This window comes from Sphingomonas beigongshangi, from assembly GCF_016820445.1.
Classification (GTDB): domain Bacteria; phylum Pseudomonadota; class Alphaproteobacteria; order Sphingomonadales; family Sphingomonadaceae; genus Sphingomonas; species Sphingomonas beigongshangi.
Window position 1 is genome coordinate 241,326 of record NZ_JADHDT010000008.1, and the last position, 18,319, is coordinate 259,644.

The window sequence follows — 18,319 nt, forward strand, 5'->3', positions numbered from 1 at the left end:
CCCCAAAGGAGACGACGATGACCGATCGCATGACCATGCAGGATCCGCGCGCGCAATATCCGCGCCCGCCCTTCCCGCGCCAGCCACAGCCGGTGCCCGGTTCGGCCGCGAAGATGGACCCGGTGCCGGATCACGGCGAGACCAGCTACAAGGGTTCGGGCAGGCTCGCCGGCCGCAAGGCACTGGTGACCGGCGGCGACAGCGGCATCGGCCGCGCCGCCGCCATCGCTTTCGCGCGCGAAGGCGCGGATGTCGCGATTTCCTATCTGCCCGCCGAGCGCGACGATGCGGCGGAGGTCATCGCGCTGATCGAAGCGGAAGGTCGGACGGCGGTCGACCTGCCGGGTGACATCACCGACGAGTCCTGGTGCCGGGAGCTGGTCGCGCAGGCCGTGGCGAAGCTCGGCGGTTTAGACATCCTGGTCATCAATGCCGGTCGGCAGCAGAACCGCGAAGATATCTCCAAGGTCTCTTCGGAGGACTTCGACCGGACGCTCAAGACCAACCTCTATGCGATGCACTGGATCGCACAGGCGGCGGTGCCCCATCTGCCCGCGGGCGCGGCGGTCATCACCACCGCGTCGATCCAGGCCTATGAACCGTCGGCGATCCTGCTCGACTATGCGACCACAAAGGCCGGCATCGTCGCCTATACAAAGGCGCTCGCGAAGCAGCTGCTCGAAAAGGGCATTCGCGCCAATGTCGTCGCACCGGGCCCGTTTTGGACGCCGCTTCAATCTTCGGGTGGCCAGCCGCCGGAGGCGGTGATGCAGTTCGGATCGGAAAGCCAATACGGGCGTCCGGGCCAGCCGGTCGAGATCGCCCCCGTCTACGTCCTGCTCGCCAGCCAGGAAGCGAGCTTCATCAGCGGCGAAGTCTATGGGGTGACCGGCGGAGCCGGCGTCGCCTGATCCACGCACACTATCCCGGCATCCGTTCGATGCCGGGATAGCCGTCCCGCCTCAGCCGGCAATCGTGAACACGGACCCGGAATCGACGCGGATGCCTGCGCCGTTGATGAAGCTGGCCCGCTCAGAGCACAGGAAGGCGACCGCCGCGGCAACCTCCTCGGGCTTGCCGCGCCGCTTCAGCACCATGCCCGGCCGCTCCTCCTCCAGGAAGCTCGCGATCGCCTCCTCGAACGTTGAGCCCTTTTCCTCCGCCCGCTTGCGCATCATCGCGTCCGTCATCGGCGTCGCGATGAACGCCGGCGACACCGTGTTGACCAGCACGTTGTCGCAGCCATAGGCCTTGGACAGCCCCTTCGCGAGACTGAGGATCCCGGCCTTGGACGCACAATAGGCCAGTTCGTCGACATAGGGCTGCACCGCATCCTCGGAGGCGAAGAGGACGATCCGTCCCCAGCCCTTGCGCCGCATCGCGGGGATCGCCTCGCGGCACATCCGCACCGCGCCCATCAGGTTTATGTTCAGCGTCTCCAGCCAGCCCTTGTCGTCGACGTCGAGGAAATCCCCGGTCGCGCCCGTCACGCCCGCTGCATTGACGTAGATGTCGGGCTCGCCCAGCCGCTCGCGAACCTCGCGCCAGACCTTCTCGACCTCGTCGATCTTGGTCACGTCGCCGGTCACCGCGACGATCTCACCCAGCGGTGACAGTTCCTCGATCGCCCGGTCGAGCGTGCCATCGGGCTTGTCCGTGATCGCGACGCGAACACCGGCCTCGAGCAGCAGGCGCGCCGTCTCCTTGCCCATTCCGGAATCGGCACCGCTGATCAGCGCGATGCGGCCGTTGATACCCAGATCCATCATCTTCTCCTTCACCCCCGCGACGCGAGGAAACGGTCGGCGGTGCGCAACGACAGCGCCATGATCGTCAACGCCGGATTGGCGGCAAGCGCGCTCGGAAAGATCGAGTTGTCGCACACGAACAGATTTTCGATGTCGAAGCTTCGCCCGTCGGCATCGACCACCGCGCGATCGCCGTCGCGCCCCATCCGGCAGGTCCCGATCGTGTGCGCGGAACGGGCGACGGCGAGGATATCGCGCGCGCCCGCTGCCTCCCAGATCGCGGTCATCGTCCGTCGTGCATGCAAATCGATAGCCTGCTCGTTGGGGCCATAGCTGAAATTGATGCGCGCCTTGCGCAGGCCGAAGGCGTCGGTCTCCTCGGCCAGCGTCAGCCGATTGTCCTCCGATGGCAGGCATTCGCCATTGATGCCGATCCCGCCGAGACGGTTGTAATCGTTGATCATCGCCACCAGCGGCGCCCCCCACAGGCCAGCTCCGCGCGCCAGGTTGGCGGCGAGCGTCACCGGCATCACGCCGAGGCTCTGGATGAGATACCCGCCGGCATGGCCGGCGTTCTCGGCGCGCACCATGTCCTCGGTGATCAGCGACGAAGGATAGCCGCGGTTCATCCGCATTTCCGCGTCGAAGCGACCCCAGACCTGCGTCGCGACATGCGCCATGAAGTTGCGGCCGACCTGGCCGCTCGAATTGGCGAGGCCGAGGTTCAGCAGCAGTCGCGGCGTCTCGATGCCGCCCGCACACAGGAACAGCGCGCCGCAGCCCTGCCGCAGCCGCTCGCCGCCGCGATCATAGACGACGCCGGTTACCCGACCGGCGTGGTCGCGCTCGATGTCGATCACGCGGCTCTCCGCGCGAACCTCGGCGCCATGCGCGACGGCGAGCGGCAGCCACGTCGTGTCGGTGCTGGCCTTGGCCGCCGTGCGGCAACCCTGATGACAGGTGCCGCAGTTGATGCAGGCATGACGCCTGCCCCAATGCGGCTGGACCCGGTCGCGGGATACCAGAGCGGCGGGAGCGTCGGTCGCGGTGATGCCAAGCCGTTCGCATCCGCGTGCCATCGCTTCGGCGGGGGCGTTGCGGGCGACGGCCGGCAGCTCGTACCGCCGGTCGGCATCCCAGGGATAGCGCGCCGGCCCCGATACGCCGACGAAACGCTCGACCGCATCGACGTAGCTGATCAATTCGTCGTGGGAGATCGGCCAGTCCTCTCCCTGCCCGGTCTCGCTGCGGAGCATCAAGTCGCGCTTGTCCGGGCGTGGGCAGAACGCGCCCCAGTGCAAGGTCGAGCCGCCCACCCCCATGCCCGAATTGTTCGCGCCGAAGGCGGTGGGGTCCGCGCCGCCGCTCAGCCGCTCTTCCATCCAGTAGATGTCGGCCGCGAGTTCGTCGGGGACGTGGTCGAGGGGCGAAAAGGCACGTCCCGCCTCGAGGACGACGACCGATAGTCCGGCCTGCGCCAGACGCGCGGCGAGCGGGGCGCCGCCGGCGCCACTACCGACGATGACCACATCCGCCGGATCCTTCGGGCCGCTCATGCCGGCGCGCCCAGCGGCGACTGCCACGGTTCGCGCGTGTTCGCCGCGGTCAGTCGATAGCCCGGCAACGGCATGTCGTCGCCGCCCACCGCGAAGCCGTCATAGCCGATACGCGCCATCGTCGCCGGCAGCGCCACCCACTGACGCGCAACCTCGGCTCGCGCTTCGGCGAACCACAGCCGCATGTGCCGACGCTCGATTAGCGCCTCGCCGCCGCCATCCTCACCGGAGTCCTCGCCGATGGCACGCAGCGCCTCCTCGCGCCGTGCCGCGCTTGCGCTCGCGAAACCGAGGGTTTGGGCTTCGAGCGTGTCCAGCCCCCATTGCCACGCCAGCGCATCCGCGGGCAGGTCGGCGAGGCGCCATCCGTCGCCCCGCCCCTCCGCCAGCGAAGCATCGATGCGCCGTGCGAGGTCGGGCGCGTCGACCGCTCCCGGCAGCAGGGTTTCGATGAGCGCGACCAGCGTCGCCCGTTGCGCGGTGGACAGCGTTCCGGCCGCGTCCGGCGCGGCATGGCGATCCATCATCGCCGCACGCGCTCGCCGGCTGACGCGATCCGATGCGAGCAGCGCAGCAAACGAGGCCGGCAGCGCGCGGGCAAAGGCTGGCGCAACGTGATCGCGGATCAGCGCGGCCACTTCCGCATGTCGCTCGTAGGGCAGCAGATGCGCCGCGCCGTCCACCACTTCGACGCGCGCATCGCGATAATGCGGCAGGTTGAGCCGCCGCTGCGCCTCGACGCCCAGATCGCCATCCTCTCCCCCGGCGACGATGAGCGCGGGCAACGCGATAATGCCCGCCTCCGACCGCCAGTCTTCGCGGCTGCCCCGCTCGAGCCAGGCCGTCCAGGCGGCGCAGCCGGATCGCTCGACGTCGGCGATCGCTTGCGCTCGATCCGGGCCAGACAGCGACGCGGCGGTATTGGCGTCGATGAACGCTTCCGCATCGGCGGTGCCGATCCCGCCTCCCGCGCACCAGCCGATCATCTTGGCGCGACGATCCTCCGCCATCGGCTCCGGCGCGGGCGGCGAGGCGGCGAGCAGCACGACCGCCGCCAGCCCGGCGAAGGACGGATCACCCCCGCGGGCGCGGGCGGCGGCGAGCGTCGCGATCTTGCCGCCCATGCTATGCCCGATCACCGCCCAGCTCTGGGGTTGCCGACGCCCGACCTCCGCTGCAAACCAGTCGACCAGACCAGTAACGTCGGATGCCGCGTCGGCGCTTCCGCCGAACCCCGGCAAGTCGAGGGGAATGCAGTCAAAATCGTCGCTCAATGCCGCGACCACGCGATCCCATTCGCGCGCGCTACCCCCCAGCGCGTGGAGGAAATACAAACTTGCCACGCTGGGACTTTCATGTGGATTACTAACCCATGATGAAGCCGAACCGCCGCTTTCGGTTCCGCAGATCACCGGAAAATCCGGTGGCGGACGGCTAATCTGCCAAAAACGAAGCGCATCCCGGCCGCTGACAGCCCCCGGCGTCTGCGACGAACCGAGCATCACATGCGTTACAGTGGAACCTGCTACCGCCGGCGGAGACCATGCAGACGCTCGAGATCACCCTGTCGCTGATCGCCGCCTCGCTCGCCCTGACGCTGGCGGCAAATTGGCTGCGCGTACCCGCCGCAGTCATGCTGGTGCTGGGCGGCATGGCACTGGCGTTCATGCCAGGGCTGCCCACGATCGTGATGGAGCCGGAGGTCGCGCTGGCCCTGTTCCTGCCGCCGCTGCTGCAGGCGAGCGCCCTGCGGACCGACTGGGGCGCCTTCCGCTCGAACATCGTCTATATCGTTCTGCTGGCATTCGGCGCCGTGCTGTTCACGACCGCGTGCGTGGCGGTGGCGGCACGACAGCTCATCCCCGATATGTCCTGGCCCGCGGCAATCACGCTCGGGGCGATCGTCGCGCCGCCGGACGCGGTCGCGGCCACGTCGGTGCTGAAGCGCTTCCGCCTGCCCAAGCGCATCATCGCGGTCCTGGAGGGCGAAAGCCTGATCAACGATGCGTCGGCGCTGATCCTCTACCGGATCGCCGTGGCCGCTACGCTGGCTGGCGCGTTCCGCTTTCACGGCCTGGCAAGCTCGGTCGCGCTGCCCGCCGTGGTGGGCGTCGGTACGGGCCTGATCGCCGGCGCGGGCGCCAATTGGTTGATGCTCCACCTCAAGGACCGTTTCCTGGAGATCGTCACGTCGTTCCTCGCCGCCTTCGCCAGCTATTTTGCCGCTGAATGGATCGACGGGTCCGGCGTGCTGGCCGCCGTCGCGTGCGGCGGGATGATCGGTCGCGCACAGATCAGACTTGCGGCACAGACCAGGCTGGAGTCGACGAGCTCATGGGAATTGGTCGAATTTGTCCTTGCCAGTCTCGTCTTCCTGCTCGTCGGTCTCCAATTGCGGGGTATCCTCGCGCGGTTGAGCGAATATGCGGCGTGCGACTTGCTGCTGCTTGGCGCTGCCGTCTCCGCCGTGCTGATCGCGTCGCGCTTCGTCTGGGTGTTCGTCACCTTCTATCCCGCCTCCGCATTGGTCGCGGCGATCCGCGGCGGCAGCTTTACGCCACCGCTCAGCTATCCGACGATCATCTCCTGGGCGGGTATGCGCGGTGTCGTCAGCCTCGCCGTGGCCCTGGCGCTGCCGGTTTCCTTTCCGGGCCGCGATATCATCGTCTTCCTTGCTTTCTGCGCGATCTTCTCGACCCTGGTGATCCAGGGGACCACGCTGAAGCTGCTCATCGCGTGGTGCGACGTCCGCGATCCCGACATCGCGGCGGTCGACCCGGCAACCATCGCCGCACGTGAGATGGTGGCGGCCGCGATCGCCGGCGTCGGCCTCGGCACGGCGACGACCGATCCCGTCGACGCTTTCCACAACGAGCGCCAGCGCGCACAGGCGGTCGATCGGACCGGTCCCAGCGCGCGGACGGTCGCGCGCGCAGAGGCCAAACTCGCGGCCATCGAGCATGCACGCAAGCAACTGCAGGAACGCCGTGACGAGATCGACGGCGATACCCTCCAGACCCTGACGCAGGAACTCGACCTGGAGGAACGACAGATACGCCTGTTCCTCGACGAGCATACGACCATAGCCGGCTGAACGCTCCGGGCCGGCGCTGTTCCAACCGTCGCCAACCACCGTCCGGCCGCGCAGCACGCATGACGGACCTGTTTGTTCCGCTTCCTTGTTCGAAAAGACGCTGATTTGCCACGCCTCGGCGCAATACGATGCGTTTTTGGCTTTGCGTTCACAATCCTGCCGCCATCCCGGCTCAACGCCGCGCACGCCGTCGTCCGGCTGCAATTTCCCGAGCAGAACCATGCCTTTCACCCGAGCCACCGCGCGACCGCGCATCGTTTTCCGCCGCGCGCTCGCGCTTCTGCACCCCGAGCGGGGCAAGGTGACGGCGCTGGTTGCGGCGGGCGCCCTCATCGCCCTCCTCCAGGTCCTGGAGCCCGTCCTGTTCGGGCGCGCCATCAACGGCTTGGCGAAGGGTGCCAACCCGCTCGACTATGTCGCCCTGTGGTGCGCGATCAGCGTTACCGCTTTCGTGTCGGCGATGGTCATCTCGCTCGGGTCAGACCGCCTCGCCCATCGGCGGCGACTGGCGTCCATGGCCGGCTTCGTCGAGCATCTTCTCGCGCTGCCGCCGTCCTTCCACCATCAGGCCCGGTCGGGTCGACTCATGCGGATCATGATCGCAGGGTGCGAGAGCCTGTTCTTCGTTTGGTTGCCCCTGCTGCGCGATCAGGTCACCAACGCGGTGGTGCTGCTCGCGGTTCTGCCGATCGCGTTGCTGACCAACTGGCGCCTCGCGCTGGTGCTCGTCGCGCTGCTCGTCGTCTACGCGCTCGTCAACCTGATCGTCATGCAGCATACCGCCCGTGGTCAGGCCCAGGTGGAGACGCGTTTCACCGACCTGTCGGGGCAGCTGGGCGACCTGCTCGGCAATGTCTCCGTCCTGCAGAGCTTTCTCGCGGTGCCAGGCGAACTGCGCCAGGTGAAGATGTCGCTGCACGACCTGCTGCATGCCCAATATCCGGTGCTCAACTGGTGGGCGCTGTCGGCGGTGCTGACCCGCGGCGCCTCGTCGATAGCGATCGTGGCCATCTTCGGCGTCGGTTCCATGCTGGTGGCGCGGGGGCTCGCCACGATCGGCGATGTCGTCGCCTTTGTCGGATTCGCGACGCTGATGATCGCGCGGCTGGAGATGCTGACCACCTTCATCGTCGATGTGGCGCAGCGGCTGCCGACCCTCGGGCAGTTCTTCGCCGTGCTCGATCAGGAATCGCATATCGCGGAACGGCCCGGCGCCCCCGCGCTGCGCGTCACCGCCGGCGAGGTGCGCTTCGAGAACGTGTCCTTCCGCTATCCGACGGGATCGGGCGCGGTGCACGACCTCGACTTCACCGTGTCGCCCGGAGAGACGGTCGCGATCGTCGGACCAACCGGATCGGGCAAGTCGACGGCGCTCGGACTGCTGCAACGGGCCTATGATCCAGGCGCCGGCCGCATCCTCGTCGATGGGCAGGACATCCGCGATGTCACCCTCGCCTCGCTGCGCGCGGCGACGGGGGTCGTCTTCCAGGAGGCGGGACTGTTCAACCGCTCCATCGCGGAGAATATCGCAATGGGCGACCCCGCTGCGACGTTGGAGTCGATCGAGGACGCCGCCCGCATCTCCGGCGCCTACGATTTCATCGCACGCAAGCCACAGGGATTCGCCACGCCGGTCGGCGACCGCGGTCAGGGGCTTTCCGGGGGCGAGCGCCAACGGATCGCGATCGCCCGCGCCCTGCTCAAGGACGCGCCGATCCTGCTGCTCGACGAGGCGACAAGCGCGCTCGACGTCGCGACCGAAGCACGGCTTCAGGAAAGCCTCGACCGGCTTCGCCAGGGTCGCACCACCTTCGTCATCGCGCATCGCCTGTCGACCGTGCGGGCGGCGGATCGCATCATCGTCCTCGACCAGGGACGGATCATCGAGCAGGGCGGCTTCGACGCGCTGCTCGCCGCCGGCGGCGCCTTCGCGGCGCTCGCCCGCGATGGCGGGCTCACCCAGGCCGCCGCGAATGACGACGCCGACGCGGCACGGGCCGGTCGCGTGGCGATCCGTACAAACGCTTGAACCGCCCCGCAAAGACGTGGACAACCGGCGCTCATCAAGGAGTGCCGGCTTGGCGAGCGTCGCGATCGAGGGGGTAAGCAAGCGCTTCGGCGACACGACGGTATTGCAGCCGACCAGCCTTTCGATCGCGGACGGTGAATTCGTCGTCATCGTCGGGCCTTCCGGCTGCGGCAAGTCGACGCTGCTGCGCCTGATCGCGGGGCTTGAGGAAGCATCGGGCGGGACCATCCTGATCGGCGGACGCGACGTGACGAACGTCCCGCCCGCCGAGCGCGGGCTGGCGATGGTCTTCCAATCCTATGCGCTCTATCCCCATCTGTCCGTTGCGGAGAATATCGGCTTTCCGCTGAAGGTCGCCGGGCGGCCGAAGGCGGAGATCGCGCGCCGCGTGGCGGCGGTGGCGGCGACGCTCGACCTCGGCGGTCTGCTGGACCGCCGTCCTCGTGCCTTGTCGGGAGGGCAGCGTCAGCGTGTATCGATCGCGCGCGCGGTGGTGCGCGACCCGCAGGTCCTGCTGCTCGATGAGCCCTTGTCCAACCTCGACGCGGCGCTGCGCGTCCGCATGCGCCACGAGTTCGCGCGGCTGCATCAGAGCCTCGGCTGCACGATGATCTACGTCACGCACGACCAGCTGGAGGCGATGACGCTTGCCAACCGCATCGTCGTGATGGCGCATGGCCATGTCGAGCAGGTCGGCGCGCCGATGGATCTCTACTACCGGCCCGCGACGCTTGCGGTTGCCCGCGCCATCGGGTCGCCCGGCATCAACCTGCTGCCGGGGGAGATCGTCGCGGCCGACGGCGCCGGGGCGACGGTGCGGCTCGCCGGTGGCGCGACACAGGCGGTGGCGGCGCAGGTGCCCCGCGAGGCGATCGGACGATCGGTGACGCTGGGGATCCGGCCCGAGCATCTGACCCCATCGCCCGATGGCCCCTTTGCAGGGCTGATCGAGTTGTTCGAGCGGCTCGGCCCCCTCTCCTTCGCGCATCTCGGCACGGGAAGTGGGGAGCCGATCGTCGCGCAGCTGCCGGGCGACCGGCAGGCGACGCTGGGCGAGCCGCTGCGGATGGGCGCGGCCTCGTCCGACGTGCTGCTGTTCGACGGTGACGGACGCGCCTTTGCCCGGCCTACCCCTTGATGCTGCCACCCAGCAGGCCGGTGATGTAATAGCGCTGCAACGCCAGGAAGATGGCGAGCACCGGCAGGGTCGTCACGACAGCGGCGGCCATCATCAACTCCCCATCGGCGGCATGTTCGCGGCCGATCGCCGCCACCGCGACGGGCAACGTGTAGAGGTGCTGGTCGGCGAGCACGATCAGCGGCCAGAGGAAATCGTTCCAGCTTCCCAGGAACAGGAAGACCGCCAGCGTCACCGTAACGGGCGCGAGCAGCGGCAGCACGATCGAGACGAAGATTCGTATCTCGCTGGCGCCGTCGAGGCGCGCCGCATCCAGCATTTCGTCCGGGATCGCGAGCGTCGCCTGCCGCACGAACAGCACGGCGAAGATACCGGCGAGACTGGGAAGGATGACGCCGGCATAGCTGTTGACCAGCCCGAGTTCCTTGAAGATGAGGAACAGCGGCAGCATTGCGACCTGCCCCGGCACGACCAGCGCCGCGATCAGCGCTTGCAGCAGGCGTTCGCGCCCGCGGAAGCGCAGCTTGGCGAAGGCATAACCCGCCGGTACGGTGAGGAGCAGGCCGAGCATGGTGGAAATCACCGCGACCAGTACGCTGTTCCACAGCGCCGGCAACACGCGATAGTCGAACCAGGCGCCGTCGATCAGCCGACGCGCGAGCAGCTCATGATAATTTTCCAACGTCCAGCGCGTCGGCCACAACGGTGGCGGATACGCGCTCGAGGCGCCGCGCGGCATGAACGACACCAGCACCATCCAGACGAGGGGCAGGATCGTGACCGCGGTGACCAGCGCCACCGCCGCATTGGCCAGCAGCCGCCGCATCGGGCTCACAGCCATTCGTAGCGGCGCCCGATACGCGTCTGGATCATCGTCAGCAGCAGGATCAGCACGAAGAGTATGAACGCCACCGCGGACGCCTGGCCGAGGTTCCACCATTTGAACCCTTCGTCGAACATGAAATAGAGCACGGTCGTGGTGCTCTGCGACGGCCCGCCCAGCGTCATCACATAAGGCTCCGCAAAGATCTGGAGGAAGCCCGCCACGCTCATCACCGCGGCGAGCAGCAGCGTCGGTCCGATCGCCGGCAGCGTGACGTGACGGAAGCGCATCCAGCGGCCCGCGCCGTCCAGTCGTGCAGCCTCCATCAGGTCGACGGGTACCGCCGCAAGCGCGGCGGTAAAGACGATCATGTTGTAGCCGAACACCTTCCACGTCACGAACAGCAGGATGGCGGGAATCGAGGCGCGCGGATCGCCGAGCCAGTCGACTCCGGGCGCGCCGATTGCGCGCAGGGCATAGTTGAGCAGGCCGAATTGCGTGTTGAGCACGAAACGCCAAACCACCGAGGTGGCGACCACGCTGGTGACGTAGGGCGCGAACAGCAGCACGCGCCACAGCGGCTTCCATCGCACGGTGCGATCATGCAGCAGAAGGGCCACCGCCAGCGACGTGCCTATCGCCATCGGCACACCCAACAGCGCGCACAATCCCGTGTTCGCCATCGCCCGCCAGAACAATGGCGTCGCGAACAAATCAGCGAAATTGCCGAGGCCGACGAAATGCAGATTGGCCGGATCGGCAAGCGCGTAGATGCTGTAGTCGGTGACCGAAAGCCCCAGCGCCAGCGCGGTCGGAACGACGAACACGAGCAGGATGATGGCCAGAACCGGCACCGTGAAAAGCCATGCGGTGCGCGATTGCCGGGTCATGCGATCCGTCCTGCCTCGACCAACGCGCGGCGCTTCGCGAGCAATGCATCGACGCGGCGGTTCATCAGCAGCGTGCCCTCCTCCACCGTCAGCTGATCGCGCACGACGCGCTCCGCGATCAGCTGGACCTCGGCACGGATCCGCTCCATTTCGACGATCGCGGGCTGGGATGCCGGCTGTCGCATCTGCGCGGCGAACGCCGCGAGTCGCGGCGTGGCGAGTTGGGGGGACGACCAGGCGCTGCGCCGCGCCGGCAAATTGCCGATCATCGCCTGAAACTGCAGCTCGCTCCGCGCCGACGTCATGTGGCGGACGAGCGCCCAGGCCTCCGTCGGCCGAGGGCTGCTGCGGGCGACCGCGAGGCAGGCACTGATCCCGTCGACGGCGCCCGGCCCGCGCGGACCTGGCATTCTGGTCACAGCCCAGCGGTCCGGCGGGATCTCCGCCGCCCGTCTGCGCAGGTCCAGCAGCAAGGTCGGTCCGCCCGGATAGATCGCGAAATAGCCCCGCGCGAACGCGGCGATCGGGTCCTGCAGCTCGGTCGACAGCGCGCGCGGCGCCAGTCCGTCGTCGAAAAGGGATTTGTAGAATCGCAATGCCTCGGTGAAGGCGGGGCCGGCGAAGTCGCCGCGCGTGTCGCGATCGCGCAGCAGCGGCGCGCCCGCCTGACCGGCGAAGGTGAACAACGTATCGGGCCAGTTGAGGTAGGACAGCACGACATAGTCGTCGGGCCGCCGCCGCTTGAGCGCCAGTCCCATGCGCCGCCACGAAGCCCAGTCGAGCGAAACCGCACCGAAACCCTCGCGGGCGAGCAGGTCGGCCCGATAATATTGCATCTGCGGGGCGACCGACCATGGGACGCCATAGTCATGGGCGCCATAGCGCATCGCCGCGCGCACCGAAGGGAACACGTCGTCGACGAGCGCGGGATCGGCGAGCGGTGCGATGGCCCCGATCATGGCGAATTCGCCGACCCAGCCATTGGGCAGCATCAGCACATCGGGCAGGGAATCACCGGAGAAAGCCGTCAGCAGCTTCTCGTGCGCCGCGGTCCAGGGCAGCGTCTGGACCTCCACCGGAATGCCGGTGGCGCGGGTGAACGCGGGCATGAGCAGGGGCGAGTAATCGCCTTCATAACTCATCGCCCACACCGACAAGGCACGCGGGTCGCGGCGGTTCGAACACCCCGCCAGCAGAGCGGCCGGCAGTGCGGCGATGACCGTGCGTCGCGTCGGCGCCGTCGGCATGCTGGCGTTCGCGTCCGCCCAACGGGACGTGCCCGACGGCACCGCAATGTGCCGCCGGAAGAGCTTTATCATCCTGCCACGAATATATAACCCATGTTGGTGGAGCGATTGCGCAGCCGAAACGTTCCCTCCCGCTGGCGCCTCAAGAAAAGAAACGCGTGGCGCATCAAAGGGGTACATGGGATGCAGGATAAGGCAAGCTGCCGCGCCGCGATCGTCGCGGGCGTTCTGCTGTCGTCGATCGGCCAGGCGGCCGCGCAGGAGGCGCCCGCCCAACCACCCGTCGCGGCGCCCGTCGGACAGTCCGGCTCGGACGACAGGGCTGCCCCCGCCGACCAGACGTCCGGATCTGCTGACATCGTGGTGACCGGCTCGCGCATCACGCGCCCGGACTATGCGGCGCCCAATCCGATCGTATCGTTCGGCGCGGCGAACATCCAGCAGTCGGGCAATACCAACGTCACGTCCTTTCTGCAGCGCGTGCCGGCGCTGACCAACTCGGTCGACAGCACGCAATCCGCCGGATCCGATCGCCCGGGTGGCCAGCTCTATGGCGCGGCGGGGCTCAACCTGCTCGACCTGCGCGGTCTCGGCACCGCGCGTACCCTCGTCCTCGTCAACGGTCGCCGGCACGTCGCAAGCCAGATCGACAGTGCCGCGGTGGACGTCAACGCCATACCCACCGACCTGATCGAGCGCGTCGACGTGCTGACCGGCGGCGCGTCCGCCGTCTATGGCGCCGACGGCGTGTCCGGCGTGGTCAATTTCATCCTCAAACGCGATTTCGACGGCGTCACCGCGCGGGCGCAGATGGGTATCTCGGACCAGGGCGACGCCGGCAATCGCTTCGCTTCCATCGGCGCAGGACGCAATTTCGCGGGCGGCCGCGGCAACGTTACCCTTTTCTACGAATACAATGCCGACAGCCCGCTGCGGAACGACGACCGCGCGTTCCTGCGACGCGAGAACCGCCGATATCTCGTCCCCAACCTGGCGTATAACGGCCCGGCAGCCGGGTCGTATCAGCAGGTGCTCGCCGGCGACCTGCGCTACCCCTATGGCACGCCCAGCGGCTATATAGAGATCGGCGGCAACGCCTATAACGGCGACGGCACCCGCTACGACCCGGGTACGCAGGTCGGCGGCGGCTTCGTCAGCGGCGGCAGCGCGACGCCCGTCGCGGGCTATGTCGGCGACCTGCTGGCGGCGACGGAACGCCACGCCGTCAATCTGCTCACGCACTATGACGTTTCCGATGCGTTCAAGCTCAGCCTGGAGGGCAAGTTCGTCCAGAGCACCGCGACGACGTTCGGCGGCTTCTCCGGAAACTATCCGGCCGTCTTCACGCTCGACAATCCCTATATCCCCACGGCGCTGCGCAACGCCGCGCTGCTTGCCGGGGAGACGACGATCGTCTCCAACCGCAACAACACCGACTTTCCGCGGCTTGGCGAGAGCGATCGCCGCCGCACGTGGCGGGGCGTGGTCGACGCCAGCGGCCGCGTCACCGACCATGCGCAATATGACGTGTCGCTGACCTACGGCCAGACGGACGTGCGTATCACCAAGCTCAACAGCCGCTGGAACGATCGCTTCACCGCCGCCCTCGACGTCGTCACCGACCCGTCGACCGGCCGCCCGACCTGCCGGTCCAACCTCAATCCCGCGGCGCTGCAGGTGCCGGCCTACAGCTTCACGCCCGGTGCCGGCAGTGGCTGCCTGCCGCTCAATACATTCGGCTCCGGAGTCTACGACCCTGCCGCGCTGGCCTGGGCGACCAACCGTGACAACGTCAGCACGGCGCGCCTGACCCAGACCGTCGTCAGCGCGCAACTCACCGGCGACTTCGGCGCGCTGTTCACGCTTCCCGGCGGCCCGATCCAGTTCGCGGTCGGCGGCGAATACCGGCGCGAGACGAGCCGCTTCGATCCCAACGGCTTCCTGACCGGGAAGCAATGGTACCAGTATGACGAGGGGGACAGCTTCGACCCCAATTATGTCATCTCGCGCTCGCGCGGTGCCTTCGACGTCTGGGAGGCGTTCGGCGAACTCAACCTGCCGCTGCTGAAGGATCAGCCGTTCGCGCAGACTTTGTCCGTCGGCGCGGCGGGTCGCCTGTCGGACTATTCCACCGTCGGACGGACCCAGGCCTGGCAGTTCAACGGCGTATGGGCACCGATCCGGGACATCACGTTTCGCGGCTCGTACGGACAGTCGGTCCGCGCGCCCAATATCGGCGAGCTGTTCCAGCCGACGAGCCCGACGACCAACTACTTCGTCGATCCATGCTATCTGGAGAACCGCAACGCCGGGTCGGCGACCCGTGCCACCAATTGCGTCGCGCTGATCAACACCCTCGGCGGCAATCCCGCGACCTTCACCGCCAACAACAATCCCGATGCCGCGGTGCTGATCAATGGGTCGCGCACCGGCAATCCCGGGCTGAAGGAAGAAACCGCCCGCACCTGGACGGCCGGCACCGTCCTGCGCCCGCGCTTCCTGCCCGGCCTGTCGGTTTCGGCGGACTGGTACGACATCCGCCTGCGCGACGCGATCAACACCGCCGACGCCAACACGATCGCCAATCTCTGCGTCGATCAGCCGACGCTCGCCAACGTCTTCTGCGCCGCGATCCGTCGCCGGCAGGGCACCGGCTATATCAACGGCTTTTCCGTCCAGCCGCAGAACGTCGCGAGCTTCCGGACCGCGGGACTCGACGTCAACCTCAGCTATGTCATCCGCGCGTCGCGCGCCGGCACGTTCGACCTGCGCTTCGTCGGCGGCTATCTCGACCGGCTGGAGCAGATCGCGACGCCAGGCGCGCAGCCAGAGGATCAGGTCGACCAGCCCGGTCGTCCGAAGTTCAATTTCGTCGCCTCGCCGACCTGGTCGCTCGACCGTCTGACGATCAGCTACAACCTGCGCTGGTTCGACCGCACCCGTCGCTTCCCCAAGGCGGCGACGGACGCCAACCCGGACTACGCCGCCCCCGACCTGCTGCGCTACAAGGAGCTCTGGCAGCATGACGTGCAGGTTCAATATGCCGTGACGCCGGATTTCGCCCTGTACGGCGGCGTCAACAACCTGACGGGGCAGAAGCCGGACGTCGACAGCTACGATTATCCGATCCCGTCCCTCGGGCGCTATCTCTACATCGGCGTGAAGCTCGGCGGTCGGCGCTGACCGTCCGGCCCAGGCTGGGCCGGACGATCGCGCTCACGGCTCTGGCCGTCGTTCGGTCGATACGGCCGGCGCGCCGTTCGACACGCCATCGCCGTCGACACGTTTGGACGATCGCGAACGTCGCCTGGGACTTGCCGGTGCGAGCCAGCCGGCGAGGTCCATGCCTGTGTGCTCGATCGCACGGACGATCACCATCCCGGCGGCGCGTGCGTCGCTGAGCGCATCATGGTGCTTGTGGGGCAAGCCCAGGAACGTCGTCAGGACGTTGAGACGGTGACTGGGCAGGTCCGGCCATGCGCGTTTCGCCACCCGCACGCTGTCGAGCCACGTCGCCTCGATCGGCTCGCGCCCGTGGGTCAGGCATGCCGCCGCCAGCGCGCCCTTGTCGAACAGCGAATGCGCGACGGCGATGCGGCCGGTCAGATGTCCTGCCACAATCCCGTGGACCTCGGCGAACGTCGGCGAACCAATCACGCGGTCGGACGTGATACCGTGGATGCGGATGTTGAACGAAGAGAAACGGTCGAGAGGGTCGATCAGCGTTTCATACGCGAAAATCTCCCTGCCATCGCGGAAGCCCACGATCCCGATCTGGCAGATGCTGCTGACCTGCGAGCATGCGGTCTCGACGTCGACGACCACGAAATCGGGTGTGTCGGCGCGGCCGGCGGCTGCTTCCGTCACATCGTAGCCCGCGTCCATCACGACTGCTCCGCAAGGCTGCGGAAGGTGATCGACCAGCGGGGATGTCCCATCGGTGCGATGCTATGCTCCCATTCGTACCGGGCGGGACCGTCCATGTGATAGCCGCCGCGCGGGTCGAGCGGCACGGCCACGCGGTCGAACCCGCCGGCCCGCCGCCGCCGGAAACGCATCGTCGCTGGCTCGCCGAGCGAGATACCGACGACATGGCCGTAGATCGGCCGGTCGCGATGCCAGCCGATCCCCGCGCCCGGATCGTAGCGGATCAGCAGCGCCTGGATGAGCTTTTCCGGGTCGATCCGCGCAAATGCCGCCATCCTGTCGCGGATGGGGAGCAGCCAGTCCGGTATCGGCGGCGCATCTTTGGGCCGGCCGACTTCGAAGTCGTAGCTCCACCCGAAGGACGTCGTCAGTCGCTTGCCCGTCCAGCCCTGGAACCGAAAGGGTTCGAGGTGGGTGGCGTCGATCCGGTCGATCAACACGCCTTCCTCCTCCTCCGTGATCATGCTTTGGCGGGTCGCAAGGCCGGGCAATGCTGGTAACCCGAAGAGATCGAGCATCAATCCGCCACTTTCATGGCTATGGGAGAAGGCTTGGTACGGCGCCGACCGACAGCCATGCGAGATGCTCCTGCTTGCGTGCCGCCGGTCCGGCCACGTCGAAGTTCGAGGCATGCAGCGCCTCCGACGACACGTGCGGATCCGGCCGACTTTACGCCCTGACCCCCCGACGGGGCACCGTCTCGGATCACGTAGGGCGAGGGATACGCCGCCGCAAGGAGGCTAAGGCCCGGGCAGCTTGGACCGGCGTGCGCGGGCATCGTGCCATACGCGGGAAAGCGTTGGCGCTTCATCCGTTCAGCTAGCTCCACCCCGGCGGAGTTCGAAGATGAAGGCGATGACACTGCAACCACCGATCGGGCTGGACCGCCTGACGCTTCAGGACCGCCCCGATCCTGGCCTTCCCGGTGCGGGAGAAATCCGCGTGGCGCTTCACGGCAGTTCGCTCAATTTCCACGATCTGGGCGTCGCCACCGGGCGGATGCCGACCGCCGACGGGCGCATCCCGCTGGCCGATGGCGCCGGGACCGTGGAGGCCGTCGGCGATGGCGTCGCCGACGTCGCGCCGGGCGACACCGTCGTGTCCTGTTTCTTTCCCGACTGGCAGGACGGTCCGCCCATCGTGGGCGATTTCAGCCGCACGCCCGGAGACGGCATGGATGGGTTCGCGCGCGACCATGTCGTCATGCCCGCCACGGCCTGTACCAAGGCGCCCAGGGGCTATGACGCGGTCGAAGCGGCGACCATCACCACCGCGGGTCTGACCGCCTGGCGTGCGCTGGTCGTCGACGGCAAGCTGAAGGCCGGGGACATCGTGCTTCTGCTCGGCACGGGCGGCGTGTCCATCTGGGCCTTGCAGCTGGCCAAGCTGATGGGCGCGACCGTTGCCATCACCTCCTCGTCGGACGAGAAGCTGCAGCGAGCGAAGGACATGGGCGCCGACTTCACGCTCAATTACCGTAGCCAGCCAGATTGGGGGGCCGCGATACGCGGTTGGACCGGAGGCCGCGGCGTCGACCATGTCGTCGAGGTGGGCGGGCCAGGCACGCTGGCCCAGTCGATCGAGGCGGTTCGGGTCGGCGGCCACATCTCGCTGATCGGCGTCCTGACCGGCGGCGCCGGCGAGGTTCCCACCGCCGCCCTGATGGCGCGGCAGGCCCGGCTGCAGGGGCTGATCGTCGGCAGCCGCCGCGAGCAGCAGGACATGATCCGCGCCCTGGACGCCAGCGGCATCCGCCCGGTGATCGACCGCCGCTTCCGTCTGGAAGATCTCGCCGACGCCTTCCGCTACGAGATGAGCGGCGGCCATTTCGGCAAGATCGGGATCGAGTGGTAGGGCGCTCCCGGCT

Annotated in this window: 14 protein-coding genes; 6 read left to right on the forward strand and 8 right to left on the reverse strand. The window is 67.8% G+C overall.

Annotated elements, in window-relative coordinates; all coding sequences use genetic code 11:
• The first annotated feature begins 17 nt into the window (after window positions 1-17).
• Window positions 18-911 (forward strand): SDR family oxidoreductase, encoded by an 894-nt coding sequence (locus IQ292_RS15660; RefSeq protein ID WP_203311238.1) that lies wholly within the window; start codon window positions 18-20, stop codon window positions 909-911.
• Window positions 912-962: 51 nt separating this feature from the next.
• Here IQ292_RS15660 and IQ292_RS15665 read toward each other — a convergent pair whose 3' ends face one another.
• The 3 genes from IQ292_RS15665 to IQ292_RS15675 are packed head-to-tail and all read right to left on the reverse strand — an operon-like array spanning window position 963 to window position 4,647.
• On the reverse strand, window positions 963-1,766 hold the full coding sequence (locus IQ292_RS15665; RefSeq protein ID WP_203311239.1) for an SDR family NAD(P)-dependent oxidoreductase: 804 nt from the start codon (window positions 1,764-1,766) through the stop codon (window positions 963-965).
• A gap of 11 nt (window positions 1,767-1,777) precedes the next feature.
• Window positions 1,778-3,304 (reverse strand): GMC family oxidoreductase, encoded by a 1,527-nt coding sequence (locus tag IQ292_RS15670; RefSeq protein WP_203311240.1) that lies wholly within the window; start codon window positions 3,302-3,304, stop codon window positions 1,778-1,780.
• Window positions 3,301-4,647, reverse strand: a complete 1,347-nt coding sequence (locus IQ292_RS15675; RefSeq protein WP_288937546.1) for an alpha/beta hydrolase — start codon at window positions 4,645-4,647, stop codon at window positions 3,301-3,303. Before IQ292_RS15675 ends, IQ292_RS15670 begins: the two co-directional genes overlap by 4 nt.
• A 200-nt stretch (window positions 4,648-4,847) precedes the next feature.
• On the opposite strand from IQ292_RS15675, the gene IQ292_RS15680 reads away from it, so the two are divergent.
• The 3 genes from IQ292_RS15680 to IQ292_RS15690 all read left to right on the forward strand — a co-directional run bounded on the left by IQ292_RS15680 (window position 4,848) and on the right by IQ292_RS15690 (window position 9,565).
• Window positions 4,848-6,398 (forward strand): cation:proton antiporter, encoded by a 1,551-nt coding sequence (locus IQ292_RS15680; RefSeq protein WP_203311241.1) that lies wholly within the window; start codon window positions 4,848-4,850, stop codon window positions 6,396-6,398.
• A gap of 220 nt (window positions 6,399-6,618) precedes the next feature.
• Window positions 6,619-8,427 (forward strand): glucan ABC transporter ATP-binding protein/ permease, encoded by a 1,809-nt coding sequence (locus IQ292_RS15685; RefSeq protein ID WP_203311242.1) that lies wholly within the window; start codon window positions 6,619-6,621, stop codon window positions 8,425-8,427.
• Window positions 8,428-8,476: 49 nt separating this feature from the next.
• Window positions 8,477-9,565, forward strand: coding sequence for an ABC transporter ATP-binding protein (locus IQ292_RS15690; protein WP_275298335.1), 1,089 nt, complete (start codon window positions 8,477-8,479; stop codon window positions 9,563-9,565).
• Here the strand turns inward: IQ292_RS15690 and IQ292_RS15695 are convergent.
• The 3 genes from IQ292_RS15695 to IQ292_RS15705 are packed head-to-tail and all read right to left on the reverse strand — an operon-like array spanning window position 9,555 to window position 12,597.
• Window positions 9,555-10,391 carry a carbohydrate ABC transporter permease gene (locus IQ292_RS15695; protein WP_238941152.1) on the reverse strand — a complete coding sequence of 279 codons (837 nt, stop codon included), beginning with the start codon at window positions 10,389-10,391 and terminating at the stop codon, window positions 9,555-9,557. The two genes, IQ292_RS15690 and IQ292_RS15695, sit on opposite strands and share 11 nt — an antisense overlap.
• 5 nt (window positions 10,392-10,396) lie before the next feature.
• On the reverse strand, window positions 10,397-11,278 hold the full coding sequence (locus IQ292_RS15700) for a carbohydrate ABC transporter permease (protein ID WP_203311244.1): 882 nt from the start codon (window positions 11,276-11,278) through the stop codon (window positions 10,397-10,399).
• Window positions 11,275-12,597 (reverse strand): extracellular solute-binding protein, encoded by a 1,323-nt coding sequence (locus IQ292_RS15705; RefSeq protein WP_203311245.1) that lies wholly within the window; start codon window positions 12,595-12,597, stop codon window positions 11,275-11,277. Before IQ292_RS15705 ends, IQ292_RS15700 begins: the two co-directional genes overlap by 4 nt.
• Before the next feature lie 111 nt (window positions 12,598-12,708).
• Here IQ292_RS15705 and IQ292_RS15710 point away from each other — a divergent pair, with 111 nt between their 5' ends.
• Window positions 12,709-15,708 (forward strand): TonB-dependent receptor plug domain-containing protein, encoded by a 3,000-nt coding sequence (locus IQ292_RS15710; protein WP_203311246.1) that lies wholly within the window; start codon window positions 12,709-12,711, stop codon window positions 15,706-15,708.
• A gap of 33 nt (window positions 15,709-15,741) precedes the next feature.
• Here the strand turns inward: IQ292_RS15710 and IQ292_RS15715 are convergent, their stop codons facing one another.
• The gene (locus IQ292_RS15715; RefSeq protein ID WP_238941153.1) at window positions 15,742-16,410 is read right to left on the reverse strand and encodes a 3'-5' exonuclease; all 669 of its coding nucleotides are present in this window, start codon (window positions 16,408-16,410) and stop codon (window positions 15,742-15,744) included.
• Window positions 16,410-16,970, reverse strand: coding sequence for an alpha-ketoglutarate-dependent dioxygenase AlkB (locus IQ292_RS15720; protein WP_203311247.1), 561 nt, complete (start codon window positions 16,968-16,970; stop codon window positions 16,410-16,412). Before IQ292_RS15720 ends, IQ292_RS15715 begins: the two co-directional genes overlap by 1 nt.
• A gap of 328 nt (window positions 16,971-17,298) precedes the next feature.
• Between IQ292_RS15720 and IQ292_RS15725 the strand changes: the two genes are divergently transcribed.
• Window positions 17,299-18,306 (forward strand): zinc-dependent alcohol dehydrogenase family protein, encoded by a 1,008-nt coding sequence (locus IQ292_RS15725; RefSeq protein ID WP_203311248.1) that lies wholly within the window; start codon window positions 17,299-17,301, stop codon window positions 18,304-18,306.
• Window positions 18,307-18,319 lie beyond the last annotated feature (13 nt).

Coding starts and splice junctions, on each gene's coding strand:
- IQ292_RS15700 (WP_203311244.1), bottom strand. CDS start 11,278: ATGACCCGGCAATCGCGCACCGCATGGCTTTTCACGGTGCCGGTTCTG.
- IQ292_RS15680 (WP_203311241.1), top strand. CDS start 4,848: ATGCAGACGCTCGAGATCACCCTGTCGCTGATCGCCGCCTCGCTCGCC.
- IQ292_RS15685 (WP_203311242.1), top strand. CDS start 6,619: ATGCCTTTCACCCGAGCCACCGCGCGACCGCGCATCGTTTTCCGCCGC.
- IQ292_RS15715 (WP_238941153.1), bottom strand. CDS start 16,410: ATGGACGCGGGCTACGATGTGACGGAAGCAGCCGCCGGCCGCGCCGAC.
- IQ292_RS15695 (WP_238941152.1), bottom strand. CDS start 10,391: ATGCGGCGGCTGCTGGCCAATGCGGCGGTGGCGCTGGTCACCGCGGTC.
- IQ292_RS15725 (WP_203311248.1), top strand. CDS start 17,299: ATGAAGGCGATGACACTGCAACCACCGATCGGGCTGGACCGCCTGACG.
- IQ292_RS15660 (WP_203311238.1), top strand. CDS start 18: ATGACCGATCGCATGACCATGCAGGATCCGCGCGCGCAATATCCGCGC.
- IQ292_RS15665 (WP_203311239.1), bottom strand. CDS start 1,766: ATGGATCTGGGTATCAACGGCCGCATCGCGCTGATCAGCGGTGCCGAT.
- IQ292_RS15720 (WP_203311247.1), bottom strand. CDS start 16,970: ATGCTCGATCTCTTCGGGTTACCAGCATTGCCCGGCCTTGCGACCCGC.
- IQ292_RS15670 (WP_203311240.1), bottom strand. CDS start 3,304: ATGAGCGGCCCGAAGGATCCGGCGGATGTGGTCATCGTCGGTAGTGGC.
- IQ292_RS15710 (WP_203311246.1), top strand. CDS start 12,709: ATGCAGGATAAGGCAAGCTGCCGCGCCGCGATCGTCGCGGGCGTTCTG.
- IQ292_RS15705 (WP_203311245.1), bottom strand. CDS start 12,597: ATGATAAAGCTCTTCCGGCGGCACATTGCGGTGCCGTCGGGCACGTCC.